Below are 21,937 nucleotides of genomic sequence, written 5' to 3'. Positions count from 1 at the left end.
TCCTGAGTTAATAGGAAATTTAGACAGAATCTCAAGTTAATGAAACAAGAACAATTAGCCAAATTCCTTTTCTGCAGTCTGACACTGCCATCATTTGGCGGTGTTTCATTTTTTAGTCGACTACAAAATATCTCGCATCTGGATGTGCGAATACGATGGCAGAGACTGATGCTTCCGGCTCCATCATGAACTCTTCGGTTAATTGCACACCGATGTCCTCTGGTTTAAGAAGTCCAAACAATTTTGCTTGATCTTCTAAATTTGGACAAGCAGGGTAGCCAAAAGAGAAGCGTTGTCCTTGGTATTTTGCTGCGAACCGGTCACGCATTGTAAAATCAGTTGCATCTGGGAAGCCCCATTGATCTCGGATTTCCTGGTGAATACGTTCCGCAAATCCTTCTGCCAGTTCCAGTGCAGTTGCCTGCAATGCATGACTTTCTAAAAACTTCCCTTGTTCTTTTAGTTTATTAGCCGCTTCCCGAACACCATGTCCTGCAGTAACGAGCATGAATGCGACATAATCCATTTCACCACTTTCGACGGATTTCAAGTAGTCCGCTAAGCAAAGGTATGGTTCTACAGATTGACGAGGGAACCTATATCGTTCAATTTCTGTTTTGGCATCCGCTGGATCATAGATTACTACATCATCGCCATCTGATTGTGCAGGGAAAAATTGATACATACCAGATGGTTTTAAAATGCTAGCTCCTAGAAATTCGGTTACTAGTTCATGTAACTCCACCGCACGCTCGTCGCCTTGTTCTAATAATTTATCACTATACCCCTTTAAGCCTAAGTGATGCCCGATCAGCGTTCGCATATTAACGTATGGATATAAGTGTGACACTGAATAATCTTTTAAAACGTGTCGACGTAAGTCTTTAGGGTTAAATACTTGGACATCTTCACGCACTGTTTTGACTGGTTTCGTTAAAACAGCTACAGCTTGTTTGGAAGCCCGTGCAGCTTCTGCTACTTTCCGTTTTTCTTGTTGCGTTATTAATTCCTCCAGTAAAACGGATTTATCTTCATCATTTTGTAGACGATTTGCTAGCTCTAATCCTTGCATCGCATCTTTTGCATATAGGACAGGTCCGTCGTACTCAGCCGAAATTTTCGTTTCTGTAAAACGACGAGATAGAGCAGCTCCTCCTACAAGCATAGGTACTTCAATACCTGCTTCTTTAAAGTCTTGTGCGGTAATAACCATTTGTTGAGCAGACTTTACGAGAAGCCCTGATAGACCTACGATATCTGGCTTTTCTTTTCGAATAACTTCTATTAAAGTGGCAGGGGTTACTTTTATTCCAACGTCGATTACTTTATATCCGTTATTGCTTAATATGATATCGACCAAGTTTTTTCCAATGTCGTGTACATCCCCTTTTACAGTCGCAAGAACGATTTTCCCTTTACCAGAGTCATCTTCTTTCTTTTCCATAAACTGTTCCAAATAAGCAACCGAAGCCTTCATCACACCAGCACTTTGTAGCACTTCTGCCACTATCAATTGATTGTCATTAAAAAGACGCCCTACTTCAGACATACCTTCCATCAATGGACCATTTATAACTTCTAATGGGGTATCATACATTTTAAGTGCTGCTTCCAGATCTGGAATAAGCCCTTCCTTCGTACCTTCCACAATATAATAAGCAAGACGTTCGGGTACCGTTTTTGGGATATCCGCTTCTGTCTTTTCTTTCTTTTTGTCTCGATAAAAGTCAGTAAAATCAGCTAATGTTTTATCTGTTGTTGTAAATAACAGTTCATTTGCCATCGCAATTTCATGTTCAGGAATAGATGCATATCGTTCTAGTTTTTCTGTGTTTACAATTGCATAATCAAGCCCTGCTTGTGTGCAATGATACAAATAAACAGCATTGAGCACTTCTCGCCCAACTGGTGGTAGACCGAATGAAACATTACTTACTCCTAAAATAGTTAGTGAGCGAGGCATCTTATCTTTGATTAAACGAATTCCTTCTATTGTTTCCACAGCTGATCCAATATATTGTTGATCTCCTGTACCTACTGGGAAAACTAGTGGATCAAAAATGATATCTTCTGGTGCAAGTCCCCATTTATTTACGAGCAAATCATAGGAACGTTCTGCAATCTCCAACTTACGTTCACGTGTAACCGCCATTCCCACTTCATCAATTGTTCCAACTACTACAGCTGCTCCATATTTTTTTACAAGTGGCATTACAGCGTCAAAACGCTCTTCGCCATCCTCTAGATTGATCGAGTTAATAATTGTTTTACCTTGTGAATATTTCAATGCCTCTTCAATTACATTTTCATCAGTGGAATCAATGACAAGTGGCACTTTCACTTTTTTCACAACTTCCTTCATGAAATTAGTCATGTCAGATAATTCATCTCTGTCAGGGTTAGCAAGACAAATATCGATGACGTGAGCACCACCTTTTACTTGTGCACGAGCAATTTCGGAAGCTTCTTCAAACTTTTCTTCTACTATAAGTCGTTTAAATTTTCTCGAACCAATCACATTTGTTCTTTCCCCTATTAAGAGTGGACGCATTGTTTCGTCATATAATAACGGTTCAATACCTGAAACTACATGACCATGGCCTGTTTCAGCTGGCTTACGAGGTGCAATATCTTTCACTGCTTCGCGAACTGCTTGAATATGGGCTGGAGTAGTTCCGCAACATCCACCTACAACATTTAACCATCCTTTTTCTGCAAAGCCTTTTAACTTCTTCGAAAGCGATTCAGGTGATTCATGGTAATGTCCTTCTTCATCCGGTAATCCTGCATTTGGATAACAGCTTACATATCCATCTGATAACTCAGAAAGGGAGCGAATATGATCCGTCATAAATTCTGGTCCTGTTGCACAGTTGAGTCCCACAGAGAGTGGTTTAATATGTTCAATTGAAATGTAGAATGCTTCAATACTTTGACCCGCAAGTGTCGTTCCCATTGGCTCGATTGTTCCAGATATCATGATAGGAAGCTCTTTCCCCGTTTCTGTAAATGCTTGTTGTATACCAATGGTTGCGGCCTTCACGTTTAGCATATCCTGACTTGTTTCCAATAGGATAACATCGGAGCCACCTTCGACTAATGCCTTTGCTTGTATGTAAAAGTCATTTGTTAACTCATCGAAGGTTATTCCACCAGTTACAGACAATGTTTTTGTTGTCGGTCCAATTGCACCAGCCACAAATCTCGGCCAGTCGGGAGTAGATAATTCAATTGCAACCTTCTTCGCAAGCTGCACTGCACGAAGGTTGATTTCATGCGCTTGGTCACCTAGATCATATTCATTTAACACGACTGGTGTTCCCCCAAACGTATTGGTACAAATTATATCTGCACCTGCCTCTAAATATTCCCGATGAATTTGTTCAATGACAGTTGGAGTGATAACGTTTAAATACTCATTACATCCCTCGTATTCTTCTCCACCGAAATCCTTTTGAGTTAGATTCGCGTTTTGGATCATCGTTCCCATTGCGCCATCAATAATAAGAATTCTTTTTTGAAGTTCCTGTTCAATTAGATGTTTGGACATAACTGTTTTCTCTCGCTTTCTTTCCGTCAATCTCTTTAATATGGCGAATCAATTCAAGTGACATATCCACACGGAAAAATGGCGTAATGATGTAAATACCATTAAATAACTCCGCTGCAGTGTCAATAAGCTCTTTTGCAATCTGTATACCTTCCTCAGTAGAACGCTCTTTATCTTCTCCACAAGCACGCATGCGTTCTAACACTTCATCTGATAATTTAATACCTGGTACTTCATTGTGCAGGAACTCAGAATTACGACTATTTGTAAGTGGCATAATCCCAAGGAAAATAGGAGAGGACAAGTGTTTCGTCGCTTCATAGATTTCCTCCATTTTTTCTTTCGAATAAACGGGCTGGGTAATGAAATAATCAGCTCCACACTCTATTTTCTTCTCTAGTCTTTTAACAGCACGATCCAGTACGCGAACGTTGGGATTAAAGGCAGCTGCCACAGAGAAGTTGGCTTTTTTTCGAAGTGATTTTCCTGAGAATGAAACACCTTCATTTAGCTGTTTTATTAATTGGAGTAACTCTAAACTTGATACGTCATATACACTGGTTGCTCCAGGAAAATCTCCTATTTTGGTAGGATCACCTGTAACAGCCAATATATCATGAATTCCAAGTGCATCCAGACCCATTAAATGTGATTGTAAGCCAATCAAATTGCGGTCACGACATGTAATATGAGCTAGAGGACGAATATTATTTTGCAATTTTAACATCGAGCCCATAGCCATATTGCTAATACGAGGAGATGCAAGTGAGTTATCTGCCATCGTTACTGCATCAATTCCAGCTGCATTCAGCTTCTCTGCACCTTCCATAAAAGTAGTAGTGTCTAAATGGCGTGGCGTATCTAGTTCCACGATGATTGTTCTTTCGGTTTTTGCTTTTTCATGTAGTGGTTGATTGACAGTTGGTTCTGCTTCCTGAATGATTATTGGCTTTCTAGGCGTTACGATTTTATTTGTAATTGGTGGTAGAGTTCCAATTCTTTTTTTCACGGCTTCAATATGTTTTGGTGTTGTCCCACAGCAACCGCCTATTAAACGAACTCCTGCTTCGCGAAGGTATAACGCTGCTTTTCCAAAATAATCTGCCTCAGATTCGTAAACAATACGGCCATCCTCTACATCAAGTAAACTTGCATTTGGATAAGCTGATAGAAATGCTTTTTCTGTTAGAGTCACCCCTTCGAACGCTTGAATTGTATGATGAGGACCAAGTCGACAATTGACTCCTACAATACTTGCTCCTAATGCCTCTAGTTGATGTAATGCATCATTTAGCGATAAACCGTTTTGCAAGATACCTGGCTCATGCATCGATACTTGTGCAATGATCGGTGTATCTGTCAGCTTTCTTAGATGCGTAACCGTTGCGGAAAGCTCTTCAAAATCATAGTACGTTTCTAGTAATAATCCATCTGGATTTCCTGATAGTAGTTGGGTAGCTTGTTGATTAACCGTTGCGATAATTTCATCAATAGTCGCATCACTCTTCCGAATACCGCGTATACCACCAATCGTACCAAGCACAAATTGACCACCAGGGGCAGCTGCTCTTTTTGCGATTTGGATCGCCGCTTCATTGATTTCTTTCATTTGATTTTCTAGTCCGTACCGCGCCAGTTTAATCGCATTTGCACCATACGTATTCGTCTGAATGATATCCGCGCCTGCAACTATATAGTCCTGGTGAATTTTCTCAATAATCTCAGGCTTCTGGATGTTTAATTCTTCGTTACAATAATCAATTCCATATGAATAAAGCAGCGTCCCCATCGCTCCGTCAGCAGTCAAAACATTCGTTTGCAGCTTCTCTAATAAACCCATTCACATTCATCCTCTCTAAAATAAAAAAAAGCCTTCCATGAAAAGAAGGCTTTACGAGTATGTAAAATTCGTCCCTTCTCATCTATCAGACACATAAGCATCTGCTGGAATTAGCACCTGACCAAACGGCTGGTTGCTGAAGCTTCACAGGGCCAGTCCCTCAGCTTCTCTTGATAAGAATTCAATATTCAATTTTTTATTAGACTTATCGTACCTTTATTCAACTAAAGCGTCAAGACGTAGATTGAATTTTCTTGCATCTTAAGATTGTTTTTATTATCCGATATTTGGCGGTTATTATCCGATTATCATGTGTTATTATCCGATTATCTCGACTTATTATCCGATTTTCACTTGTTATTATCCGATTATCTCGACTTATTATCCGATTTTCACTCTTTATCATCCGATTCATCAATTTAAGACCAATTCCACTTATAAATTGTGTTACGTTTAGATGGACCCTCTCTCGATAGCCCCATAGAATTTAATATGCGAGATGCGGCCTGATAAGAATCCAATTTAAGAAAATATCTACATTGCCGATTATTAATACTATCCCCGATTAGCATAAACCAATCACGCATCGCCTTTTCATGCGCCAAGCGATCTACGTGACCACACCTTAAACAGTTCCAGCCGTTTTTCTTTTTCGTCATCCCATGCGTCTCACACTTTTCACAATAGACCCCGGTCAGCAAATCATTTGGATTAATGCTCCATCGACTGCACAGTGGAAATGGAAAGTACACTTGATGACAAGCAACCATTTTCTTTGCTAATTCATGCATTGCTGGCACTTTCAGGCATACTTTCTCTCGAGTCATATTCCGCAAAAATACGGGAATCGTCGAATAAAGTATCGTTGGATAATTGATAGATGGCTCTACCACCTTCACCCTTGAATTCGTCAACACGATGACACCATGAACAGGAATACTCACACCTTGCAATCTTAACCAATCTTCCAGTAAATAAATATTCCGTTCAATCTGTACTTCTGGACTCTCAAATACATCGACTTTACCCTCTTCATTCTCTCGCTCAAGCTGGGAAGGATTTTGCTTAAACCGCAAACTTCCACTTATATTTTTACTCTCTAATACCACCGCAAAGTACTGCGTCAAAAATACCGTATCTATTTGAAACTTGCCGTACGATTCCAAGCTCACATCTTGAAACACCAAGTATTGGAACGGAAAAGAATACTTCTGAAAAACCCCATCCATTCTTTCTTCCCCGTATATTCCAGCCTTCGCCATGTGCATTTTAGAGTGAATCAACTCTTTCATGTCGTGTATTTTCGGTAAACGTCTATCTAATGACTTCAAAGCAATATAGCTAAATTCATGCGCTCGAGTTTTTACAATCATTTAATTTAAACACCCCCAATCGCATCGTATCATATATACAAAATTTGTAAATTACTCTAAAACACCATCAATTTCATTCCTACAATAAAAAAAGGACCAAAATTAAATTTTGGTCCGGGAATTACTCCTTAAATTAAATTCTCGCTGCAATCATTTCCGCCGTTTCCTTACCATTTTTAATGCAAGCGCCAATACCTACTCCATAATACGAGCATCCAGCAAGTACTACATTTGGAAGCATAGATGATAATTTCTGATTCAATGATTTTATCGCTTCTCCATGTTCCATATGATAGTTTGGCATTAAATCGTTCCATTTAGTTACTTCCACAACTTGAGGCTTGCCGTTTAGTTTCAGGCTCTTGTCAATATCTTGTAAAGCTACTTCCACTAGCTCTTCTTCACTCATATGCTTCATGCTTTCAAAAACTGGATTGGAGCTTTTGTAAAACATTCGTACAAGTAAATTACCGTTTGCAGATGTATGCTTCCATTTTCGGCTAGTCCAAGTACAAGCATTACATTTCACGTCACTGTTTTCCGAAACGATAAACCCAGTTCCATCAGCTGGTAGCTGTTCATCTGGAATATCAAAACCAAGATAAATACTAATTAATGAGGAATTCTTCAATTTATTGAAATCCACATCTAAATCTTGTTCTTGCAAAATTCGCTGAGTCACATCATGCGGAGTAGTCAAAACAACAAAATCCGCTTCTATTGTTTTTCCATTTTCTAATAAAACCTCGTAGCCCGCTTCTGATTTAGTTACTTTCTCCGTATGTACTCCCTTTAAAATCGTACATTCGCTCAATTCTTCCTCCAAGCGATCGATTAAAGTAGAAAGTCCACCTTTAAACGAGATGAATTTTTTATTTGCAGCTGCTGCGAACTGTTCTTTATGCGCTTCTAATCCTTTAATGATGCTGCCATATTCGTTTTTATAGTCAATCAAATAAGGTAATGTGGAAGAAATAGTGAGATCATCTAATCTCCCCGAATACACTCCGGACAACACGGGAGCAATTTGTTTCTCCACTAATTCTTTCCCTAAGAAATGCTCTAAAAATGAGCCGACAGAACTCTCTTTCGTAAAGTTTTCGTTAGGGGAATCAAGATCTTTCAATGCTTCTTCCTTACCTTCATCTGAAACCAACGTACTACTTTCTAAAGATTCTTCACTTGTTGGAATTCCAAATACCGTATCTGCAGGGATTGCATGTAATTCATTGTTCGTATATATATAGGAAATACCTGTTTCATTATAAACGAGCTCTTCTTGCAGTTTTAGCTCTTCTACTAGAGGTAAGACCCCTTCGTTACGTGCAACGATTGAATCCGCACCAGTTTCCATTATAAAGCTATCTGCACTTACCGAATGAATTTTACCACCCAAATAATCATGTGCTTCCACTAAAACCAAATCTACATCTAATGCTTTTTCTATCTTAAGTCTTTGTAAATAATGCATCGTAGAAAGTCCTGTAATTCCTCCACCAACCACAACTACTTTTTTCAAGATACTCACTCCTAGTTCGAAATTACTCGTACTCCTAGTATAATCGCTTTTAAAAATACTTGGTATGACTTACCTCACTATTCTTCCCCTATTCCAATAAAAGTTTACCGTTTCGTCAAAATTGCAGGAGAAAATTATAGTATCAACTACTAACACCAAGTGATAAAATTTAATTAGATTGGAGGTTTTTTTATGTTAGACACACAAAAAATCATGGATGTAATAAGACACCGCTATCCCTTTCTATTAGTGGATAAGATATTGGAATTGGATGAAGGAAAACGAGCAGTTGGCATTAAAAACGTGACAGCAAATGAAGAATTTTTCAATGGACACTTTCCAAGTTACCCTGTCATGCCAGGAGTATTAATTGTAGAAGCTTTAGCTCAAGTAAGTGCAGTAGTAATGCTAACGAAAGAGGGGAATGAAGGAAGATTAGGGCTTTTAGCAGGCATTGATAATTGCCGTTTTAAAAAGCAGGTCAAACCAGGAGATCAGCTACGATTGGAAGTTGAAATTACTCGCCTAAAAGGACCTATTGGCAAAGGAAAAGGAATTGCTACGGTCGATGGTGAATTAGTATGTGAATCAGAGTTAATTTTTGCATTCGGGAATTAGCAATATATAAAGGGGAAATTAAATGAACGACTATTACGGAGAGCTGTGTACACAAATTTACGAAAGTGATAAGTCATTTGCAGACGGGAAAGAACTCGAGTTTTATCTATCTTTTGTGAAGGATAAGAACATGAAAGTATTAGAACCAATGTGTGGTAATGGAAGAATGCTACTTCCTTTTCTGCGAAGAGGAATCGATATTGAAGGATTTGATATTTCAGAAGAAATGCTAAAAGTTTGTAAGGAAAAAGGTAAAAAGGTAAATCTGAAACCATCAGTAACTCTTGGAAAAATAGAGGAATTTCAAAGTCCTAACAAATATGATTTAATCATTATTCCTTTTGGTTCGTTTTCCCTTTTGCCTGATCATTTAGTAGCTGATAGTCTTGCAAATATGAAATCTATGTTAACAGAAGACGGTAAGTTACTTTTAACGATTATGACAAACAGAGGGAAATTTAATGATCTCCCCGAATGGAGGGAAACAAATCGAAAGCAGTATGACATCGGAGACATTGTGGAATATAAGCAGGAGCATTATGATTCAGAAAGCAAGATGCTAAAAATTAAGTTGAAGTACCAATTAGTAAAAGATGAACAATTAGAAAAAACAGAACTAATGGATTTCCCTATCCGTCTTTACGAACTAGGAGAATTTGAAAATATTCTTAAGTCAAACGGATTTAATCAAATTATTCTACACGAAGTAAAAGACGGTTATGGAATTGGTAGCATGTTTGATGTATATGAGTGTGTTTGAAATAACAACACACTCTAGTTCTTATAAATATCGTTTGAAGATAGCCATTCTAAAAATTGATGATAGGGAAAATACGTAGTTCCGTTTAACTCTATTTTTGGTGCATTTGGATATTTTCTGAGCAATTCCTGTATTTCTTCTTTACTCAACCCAAAATATATCGGCAAATCCTTTTCATTTATGAGAGTAGGGTATCCGGATCCTTTCGGGTTTTTAAAGTTCTTTAATCCATCCCCTATAAAGTAGCCTAGTGCTGCAAGCCCTACACCTATCCAGAAAAAACTTAAAGCCATTTCTATTGCCTCCTCTAAAATCTATATATCATATACGGAGGGATAAGAAAAAAGTTTCATTAGTATACTAGAACAATAGATATTGGAGAGGAGTCATACGGGTATACAATGGTTAAATTTTATTTTAAGCAATTCCTAAACGAGCCTATGTGGTTTAAGCTATTAATCTCTATAACATTGCTAAGTACGATTATTTTTAGCAGTTCATTTTTTTCATCTAATTATTATTACGAAAGCTTATCCAAATTAGCTGCTGCTATCTTTTTTGGTGCATACGGTTTTAAATTGAGAAGAAGTAAGTTCAATTCTTCTATTCTATTTATTTTAGCAATTATATGCGTCTTTCTATCGGTATTCGCAATTTTGTAAAATAGAAAAGGATAGAGTATCTCTATCCTTCTTTCCATTATATCTGTCTCAGCACGGCTCGGACTGGACTGCCATCGGCTCCTTGAATCTTTAGAGGCAAGGCAATCAGTTCATAATCTCCTGGAGTGACATCTTGTAAAAATAAATTTTCTAGAATATGAACACCATGACGATAAAGTGCATGGTGCACACGTAATTCTTTATCGTCTAATGCATCAACAGAAGGACAATCGACGCCAATTAAAATAATTCCTTTCTCCTGCAAGAATGCACCAATATCCTCTTTTAATACCATAATACTAGTTGGAAATTGCTCCACATTAACATGTTTGGTAGTTTTTAATAGTAAGCGTTCTACCCCTTCTAACTCAAATGACTGCAATTCATCTCGACCAATTGATTCCAACCCTGTGACGTCAACTACTTTGGCACGACCAATATAAATATGGATGTCTAACTGCTCAATCGTAGGTGCGTCATTGTCAAAGTGATAGGGTGCATCCGCATGTGTCCCAGTATGCATACTTGTTGTGAAACGACCAATATTAACTGAACCTGTCTGTTCCTTCGAGAAAGCTAGCTCAAACTGAAAAGGTGTATCTCCTGGCCAAGTACCAATATTATTTGAAAACGACTGTGAGATGTCTATCCAGCGTTTCTCCATTGCCATCACCCCTTATAAACTTGTTCTTAAATCCCAGAGCTCTGGGAAAAAACGATGATCTAACACTTTACGTAAATAATTTACTCCCGAGGATCCACCGGTTCCAGTTTTAAAACCAATAATACGTTCTACCGTTTTCATATGTCGGAAGCGCCATTGCTGTAACCAATCTTCTATATCCACTAGTTTTTCTGCTAATTGGTACAAATCCCAATACTGGTCCACGTTTTGATATACTTCTTTCCATGCCTCTGCTACTGTCTCGTCTCCTCCATATGTAACGGAATAATCTCGATTTACAGCAGCTGGGTTCAAATTGAACCCAGCTTTTTCTAATGCTTGAATTGCCACATCATAAATGCTAGGTGAATGATATGCTTTTTCGAGCTCATTGTATAACTTTGAATCCTTCTCATAAATTTTTAGAATAAACTTTGTTTTATAACCGAGTGCAAATTCAATTTGTCGGTACTGAAAGGATTGAAAACCTGATGCTTTACCGAGTTTATCGCGAAACTCTAAATACTCAGCTGGTGTTAATGTCGAGAGCACATCCCAAGCTTGAATAATCTGTGTTTGAATCTTTGTTACTCGAGCCAGCATTTTAAAGGCGGCTTGCATCTTATCTTCTTGTATCGCTTGAATGGCACTAGTCAATTCATGTAAGATCAACTTCATCCAAAGCTCACTTACTTGATGAATAATAATAAATAACATTTCATCATGATGACCGGACAATCGTTTTTGACTGGATAAAATCGTATCGAGCTGCAAATAATCTCCATAGGTCATATCATCCCGAAAGTCCGTATGAATACCTTTTTCACCATCCAGCTTTTCATGCAGCTTCGAAATATCCTTTGGCATATAAGTCCTCCTTTTTATGCAACAACATCTCGCTTGTTTTCGTACTTTTTATACGTTTCTTCTGTCATGATCTTCTTCAAAATCTGTACAGTGTTCCACACATCTTCAAAAGAGTTATACAATGCAACTGGTGCTAGACGGATGCCATTTGGCGAGCGGAAATCAGGAATAACCCGATGATCTTTTAATGCCTTACAAATGCGAGCTGCCTCTTTATGAACAAGATAAATATGTCCCCCTCTACGCTCATGGTCGACTGGATTGGCAATGTTAAATTGAAAATCCTTTAACTCTTCCTTTATTAAAAACATCATATAATCAGTTAGAGTTAATGACTTGCTACGAATAGCATCTATACCGACCTCCGCAAACATTTGTAACGAACCATATAATGGGGCAGCACTTAATATATTCGGTGTCCCAATTTGATATGCACCTGCATTTGATGACGGTGACATTTCTATTGCCAGGTCAAACTGCTTCTCTTTATGGGAGCCGAACCAACCTGCGAGTCCAGGTCTCTTTCCAAAATGCTTCTGATTCACGAACAATCCCCCAACTGCACCTGGTCCTCCATTTAAATGCTTATAATTACACCAAAACGCAAAGTCTACATCCCAATCATCCAAATTGTGAGGGAGAGATCCAATAGAGTGACATAGATCAAATCCAATGATAATATTTCGTTCGTGCGCAGCTTTAGTAAGCGCTTTCAAATTTAATATTTGTCCACTCCGATACAGCACACTTGGTAACACGATTAGAGCTATATCGTCTGTCATCGATTCTATTATGTCTTCTTCTAGTAGAGTATTCCCATCATGGCTTTTCACGAACTTCATATGTTCTTCTGGGTTATATCCATGCAACGATAACTGACTACTAATGGCATACAAATCAGAAGGGAAGTTCAATTCATCCACCAATATTTTAGTCCGTTTTCCATGGGGATGATAGAAACTAGCAACTAACTGATGTAAATTCGTAGTAGTTGAACCTGTAATCATCACTTCTTCTTTCAATGCTCCAACAAGAGGTGCACACATTTCACTCAACGTTTCCGAAAAATAAAACCAAGGATGCTCACCTTGTGTCCACCCATCTATTCCGTATTTCTTCCATGAATCAAGTATAGATAACAGCGACTGCTCCGCTCTCTTAGACAATAAACCCAAGGAATTCCCATCCATGTACATGATATCTGGCAGCAAATAAAATTCATCTCGATAGTGTTTTAATATATCCTGTTTATCTAATTTCCTCGCATATTCCAATGTAATATCCATTCGTTGAGACACCGTCCCTTATCTAAATTTTCTTTCTATTAAAATAAATCATAGGCATTAAGATAAGTAGTGTCAATAAGACAAGGTAAACTATCAAGTCCATTTTACATAATGAATTCTTGCTACTTCTAAATCTAAAAGAGCAATGGTGTAAATTGTATGTTTCAGAAAAAGTTTTTTGTGGAAAAATAAAGCTAAGGGGAATCTAAAACTAGTTTTAACGCATACTTATTATATCGTTTCAACAGAGCCTTAAATTTATGTGAAAGAGAGGAGTTCAAAAAATGAGTTTAACTCCTAAGCAAAGAATTGAGTTACATGGGTTTAATAACCTTACAAAGACCTTAAGTTTTAATATGTATGATATTTGCTACACAAGAACGAGAGAAGAACGAGAGGCTTATATTGACTATATCGACGAACAATATAATGCGGAACGTTTGACAAAAATTTTAACGAAAGTGTCGGATATTATTGAGGCAAATATTTTAAATATTGCACAGCAAGATTATGAACCACAAGGAGCAAGTGTAACCATTTTGGTTTCTGAAGGACCTGTTGACGATTCTCCAGCGGATGCATTTAAAGAATCACCAGGTCCACTACCTGAATCAGTAGTCGGCCATCTGGATAAAAGTCATATAACCGTTCATACTTATCCTGAGTATCACCCGGATGAAGGAATTAGTACATTCCGGGCGGATATTGATATTTCCACCTGTGGAGAAATTTCTCCTTTGAAAGCGCTGAATTATTTGATTCATTCATTTGAGACAGATGTTATGGTGATGGACTATCGTGTACGAGGCTTTACTAGAGACGTAACGGGACATAAATTATTTATCGATCATGACATTAATTCCATTCAAAACTATATTCCAGTCGGCTTACAAGAGTATTATCAAATGATCGATGTAAATGTATACCAAGAAAATATTTTTCATACAAAATGTAAACTTAAAAAATTTGATTTAAATAACTACCTATTCGGTTACACAGAAGACGAGTTAACCGATGAAGAAAAGATATCCATTACGAAGAAGTTAAAAACAGAAATGGATGAGATTTTTTACGCTAAAAACATGGCAAGAACAGAATAAATGTGAGGACCAAATTTTTGGTCCTTTTTTTATGCTCCAGCTACCAATGATTGAATAAAATTTTTATCTACATATGTAAAATATAATTGACATATTGTAAAGTTAACAATACACTGTGTATAAGAAATTTTACTTTTTTAAATTTTCAGTTAAATGAGGTAATGTGGATGTCCTATCAAGAAAAGAAAAATATCGTATCTTTAATTAGCACTTTATTAATTTTTTCGCTCTATTCCTTGTATGTGTTTTATATGTACGAAGAAGGAAAATTTCAAACAACAGATGTTTTCAGCTTTTGGGGTACCTTCATCGTCATTTTGATAGCAATATCGATTGTAGCAAAAATCATTATTTATATAATTTTCAATATCATCTATCGAATAACTACCAATGAAAAAGAGCCTACTTTTTCTGATGAACTAGACAAATTAATAAAAATGAAAGCAACAACAATCTCGCACTATGTTTTTGTAGGAGGCTTTTTTCTAGCAATGGGATCATTGGTGTTGAATGTCTCACCGTATGTCATGTTCATCATACTTATCTTTTCAGGGGTTATCTCTGAAATGGTTGGGATGGTCACGGAGATATATCTTTATCGGAGAGGATTCTAAGATGGGAAAATGTTTAATAAGCAATAACCTTCGGAGCTTGCGTTTTAACCATGGTGAAATGACGCAACAACAACTAGCAGATTATGTAGGTGTTACACGACAAACCATCTTTGCAATCGAGAAAGGAAATTACTCCCCTTCTTTGGAATTAGCTTTTCGCATTGCTTTTGTCTTCAACTTACCGTTGGAGGAAGTATTCTCTTTTGAATTAAAGAATAATAATTTGGAGGAATTGAATTGACTAATGGTATAGCTGAAAAATCACTAGCAATAGTGGCTTTTATTTAATAAAATCCTAAAAAATCCAGTGTTCTCATAATATTAATAAAGGAGGAATAGTTACGAAGGCAATAATTTCTAACAAATATGGTTCACCTGACATTCTAGAAGTGAATGAGGTAGAAACACCGATTCCGGATGACAATCAAGTTCTGGTAAAAATTCATGCAGCATCTTTAAATTACGGAAACTTAGTTCTTTTGAAAGGGGAACCGTACCTTGCCCGCTTTGCGTTTGGTATATTGAAACCAAAATACTCCATACCTGGAGGTGACTTTGCAGGGAGGATAGAATCAGTCGGCAAAAATGTTAACCATTTTAAGCCAGGTGATGAAGTGTTTGGAGACTTATCCGGTTGTGGTTGGGGAACTTTTGCTGAATATGTCGTAGTACCTGAACATGTATTGGTATTAAAACCGTCTAATCTTTCATTTGAGGAAGCTGCTGCAGTGCCTATGGCAGCTACCACTGCCCTTCAGAGTTTAAGGAATAAAGGTAAGATTGAATCAGGACAGAAAGTTTTGATTAATGGTGCATCTGGTGGTGTAGGGACTTTTGCAGTCCAGATTGCCAAATCATTCGGGGCGGAGGTGACTGGGGTATGTAGTACGAGAAATTTAAATATTCTCCAATCAATTGGTGCAGACTTTGTCATTGATTATTCAAAGGAAGACTTCACCAAAACTGCACAACGTTATGACCTAATTCTTGCTGTGAACGGGTATCAACCTATTTCGGCTTATAAACGTGCTCTTCGTCCGAAAGGAAATTATGTTATGGTCGGAGGTTCCGGAGCCCAATTAACTCAAGCTATGGTTTTAGGACCTTTCTTTTCCATGACTGGGGGTAAAAAGATGGGTAGCTTTTTACAAAGAGCAAATCAAAAAGATTTGGTTTTTATCAAAGAACTAATAGAGGCCGGTAAAGTTAAACCTGTAATTGATAGAAGTTATAAGCTGAATGAGGTTCCCGAGGCTTTTAGGTATTTTGAAGAAGGTCACAATCAAGGAAAAGTAGTCATTACAATGTAAAGAGAACATCCAACCTCCAAGCAGCTATGCAAATTATTAAACTAGCTTGCGAGCTGCTCGAGGTTGAGATTCATAATCATAGTTTAATTGTACTGTTGAGTTGAAGAGGAACTACTTGTTGTTGCGGTGTCATACGCAATAAGCGTAACTCCAAGTTTTTCTTCTAGCTCATTTAGTTCCTGCAACTGCTCACGGTCTAGTTCTGCAAATTTGGTCTCGTTCATTTCATCATTCATCCTTTCTTTAAAAAATAGTTTATCCTGGATGAATTCGATTATACAAAAATGTATCCTTTCACCATAACTGAATGAAGAGATTTCTACTGTATATATTTAAAAATAATACTTAAATTTAAAAACGATNTGTATATATTTAAAAATAATACTTAAATTTAAAAACGATTATATTCTTTCAACATAGTCAATTATGTAAAAAACGGCACCCATTATAATAGTAAAGAATCCAAAGCTTCTTGCTCCACTTCCAGGATTTAATATAAAGGCAATACCAAAAAAAGTCATGGCAATTGCTATTCCTAAAAATCTTATATGTATTTTACCATCTTTAGTTTTCTTGTTACTAAGTACTAAAGCACTCAATATACATAGAACAATTCCATATAGATGCAATATAACATTACCTATTTTTCCGAAAGAATCAATAGATAAACTTACGAAGAAAACACCAAATATAATTGTTATCACACCAATAAAAATTCTCATGCTTCCTCCGATAAATTATTGTAGAATTCAAAGCAAACTATCATCCTCTAACAATTATCCCATATTTAGGAACTGTTTACATTATAATTTTAAAATACAATAAAAGACCTGTCACAAAGACAGATCTCTCTTACTTTAAGCTTCCTCTCCAAGCCCTTTCGAGATAATAACCTCTGTCACCTTACTTAACAGTTCCTCAGCATCTTCTCCTTCGGCTGAAATAGTGACAACTGATCCGGTAGTAATAGATTGAGCCATTACACCCATAATGGATTTTAAGTTTACCGATTTTCCATTATACGTAAGTTGTACCTGCGAATTAAAAGGTGTAACCGCTGAAACTAATAACGTGGAAGGTCTTGCGTGTAGACCTTCAGAAGTTGTAATCTTAAAGATTTTTTCCATTTATCAAGTCTCCTTTTCGAATACGATTTGACCTCTGCAAATTGTTATTTGAACATGTAAGTCCTTGTTAAGCAATACTAAGTCTGCATCTAAACCTTCCGCAATAGATCCCTTATTGGAAAGCTTTAATTGTTTCGCAGCATTTGTGGAAGACATGGAGACTAACTCCGTAAAAGAACAATTAGTTGCCTGTCGGAAATGACGAATTGCTTGATCCATCGTCAGCATGCTCCCAGCTAATGCTCCGTTCGAAAGATGCGCTCCCTTCTCTGTTACACTTACCATTTGTCCTCCTAAATCATAGCTTCCATTAGGTAGCCCTTTTGCTCTCATAGCATCTGTGATCAGAATTATTCCGGAGGCTCCCTTTAATCGATATGCCAACTTAACTGCATTCGGATGACAATGAATAAAATCTACAATAAGCTCCGTTTTTATTTCATCCAAAATTAATGCACTTCCTACCACTCCAGGTTCACGGTGGTGAAATGGGCGCATTTGATTATATAAGTGAGTTGCTTGTTTTACACCTAGCTTTACCGCTTTTTCTACTTCTTCGGATGAAGCATCGGAATGTCCTATGGAAACAACGATCCCCTGACTACTAGCTGTCTCTACAAATTCAAGACCCCCTGTTACTTCGGGAGCAATGGTAATTTGCTTGATACGGTTATTACTTAGAAGCTGCCAACGATCAAACTGCTCAAAAGTTGGTTCTATTATATATTCAAGTGGTTGTGCCCCAGCTCGTTTAGGAGAAATATATGGGCCTTCCACATGTATTCCTAGAACTTCCGCTTCATCGGTCTTACTAACAAAACTTGCGATATTCTTTAGTGCAGTCTCTATGGCATTAGTTGTTTGTGTCATCGTAGTAGGTAAAAAACTTGTGGTCCCTTCTTTAACTAAAGAACGTGCCATCCCTCTTAGCGCTTCCTCTGTTGCGTCCATCGTATCAAAACCAGCGGAACCGTGAATATGCATATCTATAAAACCCGGGAATACAATCCAATCATTAGAAGCTCCGTTTATATGAATATCTGCTTCGTTCGATAACTGTGTTCCTATTTTTTCAATCTTTCCATCTTTAAGAAATAAGTCCGCAACTACTTCTTTATCATGATTTACGATTGTTACGTTGGAAATGAGTATAGTTTTTGGCATGATTCACTTCTCCTTGGTATTAATATGTATACCAATTATAATAAATGTTTAGTAGAAAAAAAGCTGTTTATGAAAGGAAACATCTCCTTAAACAGCTTTTTCTACTATTTCTAATTCCTAATTTTTTCGATTTCGTCCGCCACAAATTGCACACTAGTTCCTACAATTACTTGAATACTCGTTGGTCCGACAACGTTGATACCAGGAACGCCAGTATCTTTTATTTTCTTTTGATCTACCAGAGCCATATCTAATACCTCTACACGTAAACGAGTAGCGCAATAGTCTACAGAAGTGACGTTTGCATCCCCACCTAACCCATCGTAAATAATAGATGCTAAGATGGAGAATTTACTACTAGATGAGTTGTCAACAACTTCCTCGATTTCTTCCTCATCCTCTTCTCTACCTGGTGTTTTCAAGTCAAATTTCACGATTAAGAATCGGAATAAGAAGTAGTAAATAACAGCAAAAACTAAACCTTGAACAACTAACATTAAAGGTAAATTTGCAATTGGAATTCGAAGACTTAAGAAAAAGTCTATGAACCCTGCACTAAAAGTGAATCCTGCTGTCCACTGGAAGGATGCAGCAATGAACAATGATAGACCAGTTAACGCAGCATGCACTACATATAAAGCTGGAGCTAAAAACATAAATACAAACTCAATTGGCTCTGTAACCCCTGTAAAAAAAGACGCAAAGCCCGCTGCAAGCATTAGGGAAGCCACTTGTTTTTTTCTTTTCGTCTTTGCTGTATGATACATCGCCAGTGCAGCTGCTGGTAATCCAAACATCATTATTGGGAAGAACCCAGCCTGGTACATCCCTGTAACACCTTTAACACCGGAACCATCCCAGAACTTCCCGATATCGTTTATACCAATTGTATCGAACCAAAATACTGCATTTAATGCATGATGCAAGCCAGTTGGTATTAACAGACGATTGAAGAATCCATATATACCTGCACCTGCTGCACCTAGGCTGCTAATTGACTCACCAAACGAAACTAACCAGCCATATACGATTGGCCATATAAAGAATAATGCTACGGAAACAACTAACATCGCTACCGCAGATACAATCGGAACAAGCCGTTTTCCACTAAAGAATGCTAAAAAATCAGGTAGCTTTACATGACTGAAGCGATTAAACATTGCAGCTGCAATAAGTCCAGAAATGATACCAACAAAAGCATTATCAATCTTCGCGAAAGCTGCATTTACATTAGCAGCATCTATACCTTGTAACAAAGCAACCGAATTAGTGGATAACATAGTCGTTACAACTAGAAAGGCAACTAAACCACTTATTGCAGCAGAGCCGTCTCTTTCTTTGGCCATTCCAAATGCAACGCCTACCGCAAATAGGATTGGAATATGGTCAAGAATAGAAGCTCCTGCTTTAATTAGAAATGCGGCTAATACATTTCCAGAACCCCAGCCTGTAGGGTCAATCCAATAACCAATACCCATCAAAATTGCAGCTGCCGGTAAAACAGCTACTGGTAGCATTAAAGAGCGTCCGAGCTTTTGAATATATTTCATCATGATATGCCCATCCTCTTTTCTTATTTATAAGATAATTAAGATATAAAAAAATAAAATGATTGCAGTCTACAGAATAAAGTCTCTTAATCTATTAAAATTACACCTCCTTTTTCGCTTTATTTTGGAAATACTGTCATCAATAATGTTTCACCCACAATACCTTCTTTTGAATCTTCGAATCGTATAACTCTTTCTGCACTATTTGTAATAACTATTGGTGTGACTATTTTTTTATCTTGAGCACGAAGCAAATCCCAATCCACTTCTACTAGTGGTTGCCCGACAGAAATCGATTCATCCAGTTTAACCAAAACCGTAAAGCCACTTCCCCCTAATGATACCGTTTCCAATCCAATATGAATCAAAATCTCCGTTCCATTTTTTGAACGAAGGCCGATTGCATGTTTGGTATCGGATAGAAGAATGACTGTACCTTCTATTGGAGAGTGAACCTTGCCTCCAATTGGTATAATAGCAAGCCCTTCTCCCATCATCTTTTGACTAAAGACGGGGTCTGGAACTTCTTCGATTGGAATTATTTCACCGTTTAGCGGGGCATAAATTAGTAGTTTCGATTTAAAAAAATTGGACAGCATTTGCATTGGCTCCTTTGTTATGAAGACTCAAAAAAATTGTATTCCTAATATATATTGTCCAAACTTCAAAGGCAGAACATAAAAAGCATGGGGCAAATGAAAAGAATAAAAAATTCTTTTCAATTTACCACTATGCCAGAACAAGCAATGTGTATATATAATTCTAGGCTTTGACGTATGAGAAATTAACAGAAGTAGTAGAAAGACTTTATAACCCTGTCACTGTGGATCATGTCAATCATATTGGCTTAGCCAATACACATAAAAGGCTGAAAGTTACGTATGGTGAACAATATGGACTAGTTATACGTAGTAAGGCTGGATGGGGTACAGTGATTCGAATAGTAACTCCGAAATAATATTTACTTTAAAAACCTACTAACTCTTTAAAAGTTAGTAGGTTTTTTATCTATTAACATATCTTTACTATATAGAATTGTTATTTATCTATCTTTCGATGTTTAAATTTCCATTAATTCCCGTGACAAAAGCATAAATAACTATCGTACAATTAGGTGAAACGAGATAGGAGGATATCAGTGGATAGTTTATTTTTAGTAATATCGATCGTTAGTCTGTTTGCAATTTTTATTTTCGGAATAATTTCATTCGTTTCGTTTATTAAGAAAAACGGGACAAAAGGTAAAAAAATGCTTATATTTAGTGGTATTTCTGTATTAGTTATGATTATTTCATTTTTTGCTTTTGGATTAACTACCGATACCACGACAACAGCCGAAACGGAAAGTGCAAAAGAGGTTGAACCAGTTAAGGAAGAAACTGCGGAAGAGAAAGCAACTCGTGAAGCAAAAGAAGCAGAAGAAAAAGCTGCTGCAGAAGAAAAAGCTAAACAAGAAGCAGAGGCAAAAGCTAAAGCAGAAGCGGAACAGCTAGCAAAAGAGGAAGCGGAAGAAAAAGCAAGACAAGAACAACTTGCAAAAGAAGCTGCAGAAAAGAAAGCAAATGCCCAAACAATTGAATACGCTCAATTGAAAAAGAATCCAGACCGTTATAGCGATGAATACGTGAAATATACGGGCGAAATCGTACAAATATTAGAAGGCGACGGTATGACGAATATTCGATTGTCAGTAACAAAAGAGTCATATGGTTATAGTTTTAATGACATTGTATTTGTCGAATATGTAGGCTATACAGATTTCGTTGATAATGATATTGTCACGATTTATGGAACAGTATATGGAGAATATACATATGAATCACAAGCAGGATATAATATTTCTCTTCCAGGGATTATAGCAGATGAAGTACTACCAGCTGAGTAAACTAATTTAATGCACCAAAACAAAACCCTCTCCCGTCTTTGAACGGGG

The 21,937-nt window shown here is 37.2% G+C and carries 23 protein-coding genes and 1 riboswitch; of the genes, 9 read left to right on the top strand and 14 right to left on the bottom strand.

Annotated features, from left to right (window positions below; all coding sequences use genetic code 11):
- Positions 1-112: 112 nt before the first annotated feature.
- The 4 genes from metH to AN959_RS10505 form a co-directional block, all read right to left on the bottom strand.
- Positions 113-3,550 carry a methionine synthase gene (metH, locus tag AN959_RS10520; RefSeq protein WP_056830607.1) on the bottom strand — a complete coding sequence of 1,146 codons (3,438 nt, stop codon included), beginning with the start codon at positions 3,548-3,550 and terminating at the stop codon, positions 113-115.
- Positions 3,531-5,390: a bifunctional homocysteine S-methyltransferase/methylenetetrahydrofolate reductase gene (locus AN959_RS10515; protein ID WP_056830605.1), complete on the bottom strand. Its 1,860-nt coding sequence runs from the start codon at positions 5,388-5,390 to the stop codon at positions 3,531-3,533. The genes metH and AN959_RS10515 overlap by 20 nt, the downstream gene beginning before the upstream one ends.
- Positions 5,391-5,465: 75 nt before the next feature.
- Positions 5,466-5,570, bottom strand: a riboswitch (SAM riboswitch).
- A gap of 239 nt (positions 5,571-5,809) precedes the next feature.
- Positions 5,810-6,763, bottom strand: coding sequence for a nuclease-related domain-containing protein (locus tag AN959_RS10510; protein ID WP_056830603.1), 954 nt, complete (start codon positions 6,761-6,763; stop codon positions 5,810-5,812).
- A gap of 133 nt (positions 6,764-6,896) precedes the next feature.
- On the bottom strand, positions 6,897-8,282 hold the full coding sequence (locus tag AN959_RS10505; RefSeq protein WP_056830601.1) for a protoporphyrinogen oxidase: 1,386 nt from the start codon (positions 8,280-8,282) through the stop codon (positions 6,897-6,899).
- Between the two features lie 192 nt (positions 8,283-8,474).
- Between AN959_RS10505 and fabZ the strand changes: the two genes are divergently transcribed.
- Both fabZ and AN959_RS10495 read left to right on the top strand, forming a co-directional pair.
- A complete protein-coding gene (fabZ, locus tag AN959_RS10500; protein ID WP_056830598.1) occupies positions 8,475-8,900 on the top strand; it encodes a 3-hydroxyacyl-ACP dehydratase FabZ in 426 nt (141 codons plus the stop codon).
- Positions 8,901-8,922: 22 nt separating this feature from the next.
- Positions 8,923-9,660, top strand: a complete 738-nt coding sequence (locus tag AN959_RS10495; RefSeq protein WP_056830596.1) for a bifunctional 2-polyprenyl-6-hydroxyphenol methylase/3-demethylubiquinol 3-O-methyltransferase UbiG — start codon at positions 8,923-8,925, stop codon at positions 9,658-9,660.
- A gap of 14 nt (positions 9,661-9,674) precedes the next feature.
- Here the strand turns inward: AN959_RS10495 and AN959_RS10490 are convergent, their stop codons facing one another.
- Positions 9,675-9,953, bottom strand: a complete 279-nt coding sequence (locus tag AN959_RS10490) for a hypothetical protein (protein WP_056830595.1) — start codon at positions 9,951-9,953, stop codon at positions 9,675-9,677.
- Between the two features lie 108 nt (positions 9,954-10,061).
- Here AN959_RS10490 and AN959_RS21045 point away from each other — a divergent pair, with 108 nt between their 5' ends.
- On the top strand, positions 10,062-10,322 hold the full coding sequence (locus AN959_RS21045; RefSeq protein ID WP_156350774.1) for a hypothetical protein: 261 nt from the start codon (positions 10,062-10,064) through the stop codon (positions 10,320-10,322).
- A gap of 37 nt (positions 10,323-10,359) precedes the next feature.
- On the opposite strand, the gene kynB is transcribed toward AN959_RS21045, so the two are convergent.
- From kynB to kynU, 3 genes are read right to left on the bottom strand one after another with little or no spacing between them, the layout of a single operon-like run.
- The gene (gene kynB, locus AN959_RS10480) at positions 10,360-10,986 is read right to left on the bottom strand and encodes an arylformamidase (RefSeq protein WP_056830591.1); all 627 of its coding nucleotides are present in this window, start codon (positions 10,984-10,986) and stop codon (positions 10,360-10,362) included.
- Between the two features lie 12 nt (positions 10,987-10,998).
- Positions 10,999-11,853 (bottom strand): tryptophan 2,3-dioxygenase, encoded by an 855-nt coding sequence (gene kynA, locus AN959_RS10475; RefSeq protein WP_056830589.1) that lies wholly within the window; start codon positions 11,851-11,853, stop codon positions 10,999-11,001.
- Positions 11,854-11,867: 14 nt separating this feature from the next.
- Positions 11,868-13,139, bottom strand: a complete 1,272-nt coding sequence (gene kynU, locus AN959_RS10470; protein WP_056830586.1) for a kynureninase — start codon at positions 13,137-13,139, stop codon at positions 11,868-11,870.
- A 284-nt stretch (positions 13,140-13,423) separates the two neighbouring features.
- Here kynU and speD point away from each other — a divergent pair, with 284 nt between their 5' ends.
- The 4 genes from speD (at position 13,424) to AN959_RS10450 (ending at position 16,163) form a co-directional block, all read left to right on the top strand.
- A complete protein-coding gene (speD, locus tag AN959_RS10465) occupies positions 13,424-14,239 on the top strand; it encodes an adenosylmethionine decarboxylase (RefSeq protein WP_056830584.1) in 816 nt (271 codons plus the stop codon).
- A gap of 167 nt (positions 14,240-14,406) precedes the next feature.
- A complete protein-coding gene (locus AN959_RS10460) occupies positions 14,407-14,853 on the top strand; it encodes a hypothetical protein (RefSeq protein WP_056830582.1) in 447 nt (148 codons plus the stop codon).
- 1 nt (position 14,854) lies between these two features.
- Positions 14,855-15,094 carry a helix-turn-helix transcriptional regulator gene (locus tag AN959_RS10455; RefSeq protein WP_056830580.1) on the top strand — a complete coding sequence of 80 codons (240 nt, stop codon included), beginning with the start codon at positions 14,855-14,857 and terminating at the stop codon, positions 15,092-15,094.
- Between the two features lie 148 nt (positions 15,095-15,242).
- Positions 15,243-16,163, top strand: a complete 921-nt coding sequence (locus AN959_RS10450; protein WP_253278906.1) for an NAD(P)-dependent alcohol dehydrogenase — start codon at positions 15,243-15,245, stop codon at positions 16,161-16,163.
- Positions 16,164-16,246: 83 nt separating this feature from the next.
- Here AN959_RS10450 and AN959_RS21320 read toward each other — a convergent pair whose 3' ends face one another.
- The 6 genes from AN959_RS21320 to AN959_RS10425 all read right to left on the bottom strand — a co-directional run bounded on the left by AN959_RS21320 (position 16,247) and on the right by AN959_RS10425 (position 20,603).
- Positions 16,247-16,387 carry a hypothetical protein gene (locus tag AN959_RS21320; RefSeq protein ID WP_172794354.1) on the bottom strand — a complete coding sequence of 47 codons (141 nt, stop codon included), beginning with the start codon at positions 16,385-16,387 and terminating at the stop codon, positions 16,247-16,249.
- A 177-nt stretch (positions 16,388-16,564) separates the two neighbouring features.
- Positions 16,565-16,885 carry a hypothetical protein gene (locus AN959_RS10445; protein WP_056830577.1) on the bottom strand — a complete coding sequence of 107 codons (321 nt, stop codon included), beginning with the start codon at positions 16,883-16,885 and terminating at the stop codon, positions 16,565-16,567.
- A 135-nt stretch (positions 16,886-17,020) separates the two neighbouring features.
- On the bottom strand, positions 17,021-17,290 hold the full coding sequence (locus AN959_RS10440) for an HPr family phosphocarrier protein (protein ID WP_056830575.1): 270 nt from the start codon (positions 17,288-17,290) through the stop codon (positions 17,021-17,023).
- A 3-nt stretch (positions 17,291-17,293) separates the two neighbouring features.
- Positions 17,294-18,454 (bottom strand): N-acetylglucosamine-6-phosphate deacetylase, encoded by a 1,161-nt coding sequence (nagA, locus tag AN959_RS10435; RefSeq protein WP_056830573.1) that lies wholly within the window; start codon positions 18,452-18,454, stop codon positions 17,294-17,296.
- 110 nt (positions 18,455-18,564) lie between these two features.
- Positions 18,565-20,007, bottom strand: coding sequence for an N-acetylglucosamine-specific PTS transporter subunit IIBC (gene nagE, locus AN959_RS10430; protein WP_056830571.1), 1,443 nt, complete (start codon positions 20,005-20,007; stop codon positions 18,565-18,567).
- A 116-nt stretch (positions 20,008-20,123) separates the two neighbouring features.
- Positions 20,124-20,603 carry a PTS glucose transporter subunit IIA gene (locus tag AN959_RS10425; protein WP_056830569.1) on the bottom strand — a complete coding sequence of 160 codons (480 nt, stop codon included), beginning with the start codon at positions 20,601-20,603 and terminating at the stop codon, positions 20,124-20,126.
- A 170-nt stretch (positions 20,604-20,773) separates the two neighbouring features.
- Here AN959_RS10425 and AN959_RS21040 point away from each other — a divergent pair, with 170 nt between their 5' ends.
- Together AN959_RS21040 and AN959_RS10420 are read left to right on the top strand one after the other, a co-directional pair.
- Complete coding sequence (locus AN959_RS21040) at positions 20,774-20,962, top strand: sensor histidine kinase (RefSeq protein ID WP_156350772.1); 189 nt, start codon at positions 20,774-20,776, stop codon at positions 20,960-20,962.
- Between the two features lie 180 nt (positions 20,963-21,142).
- Positions 21,143-21,889, top strand: coding sequence for a hypothetical protein (locus tag AN959_RS10420; RefSeq protein WP_056830567.1), 747 nt, complete (start codon positions 21,143-21,145; stop codon positions 21,887-21,889).
- The last annotated feature ends 48 nt before the right edge of the window (positions 21,890-21,937 follow it).

This window comes from Psychrobacillus sp. FJAT-21963 (assembly GCF_001420585.1).
Classification (GTDB): Bacteria; Bacillota; Bacilli; order Bacillales_A; family Planococcaceae; genus Psychrobacillus.
This window is presented reverse-complemented; position numbering and strand designations above follow the sequence as displayed.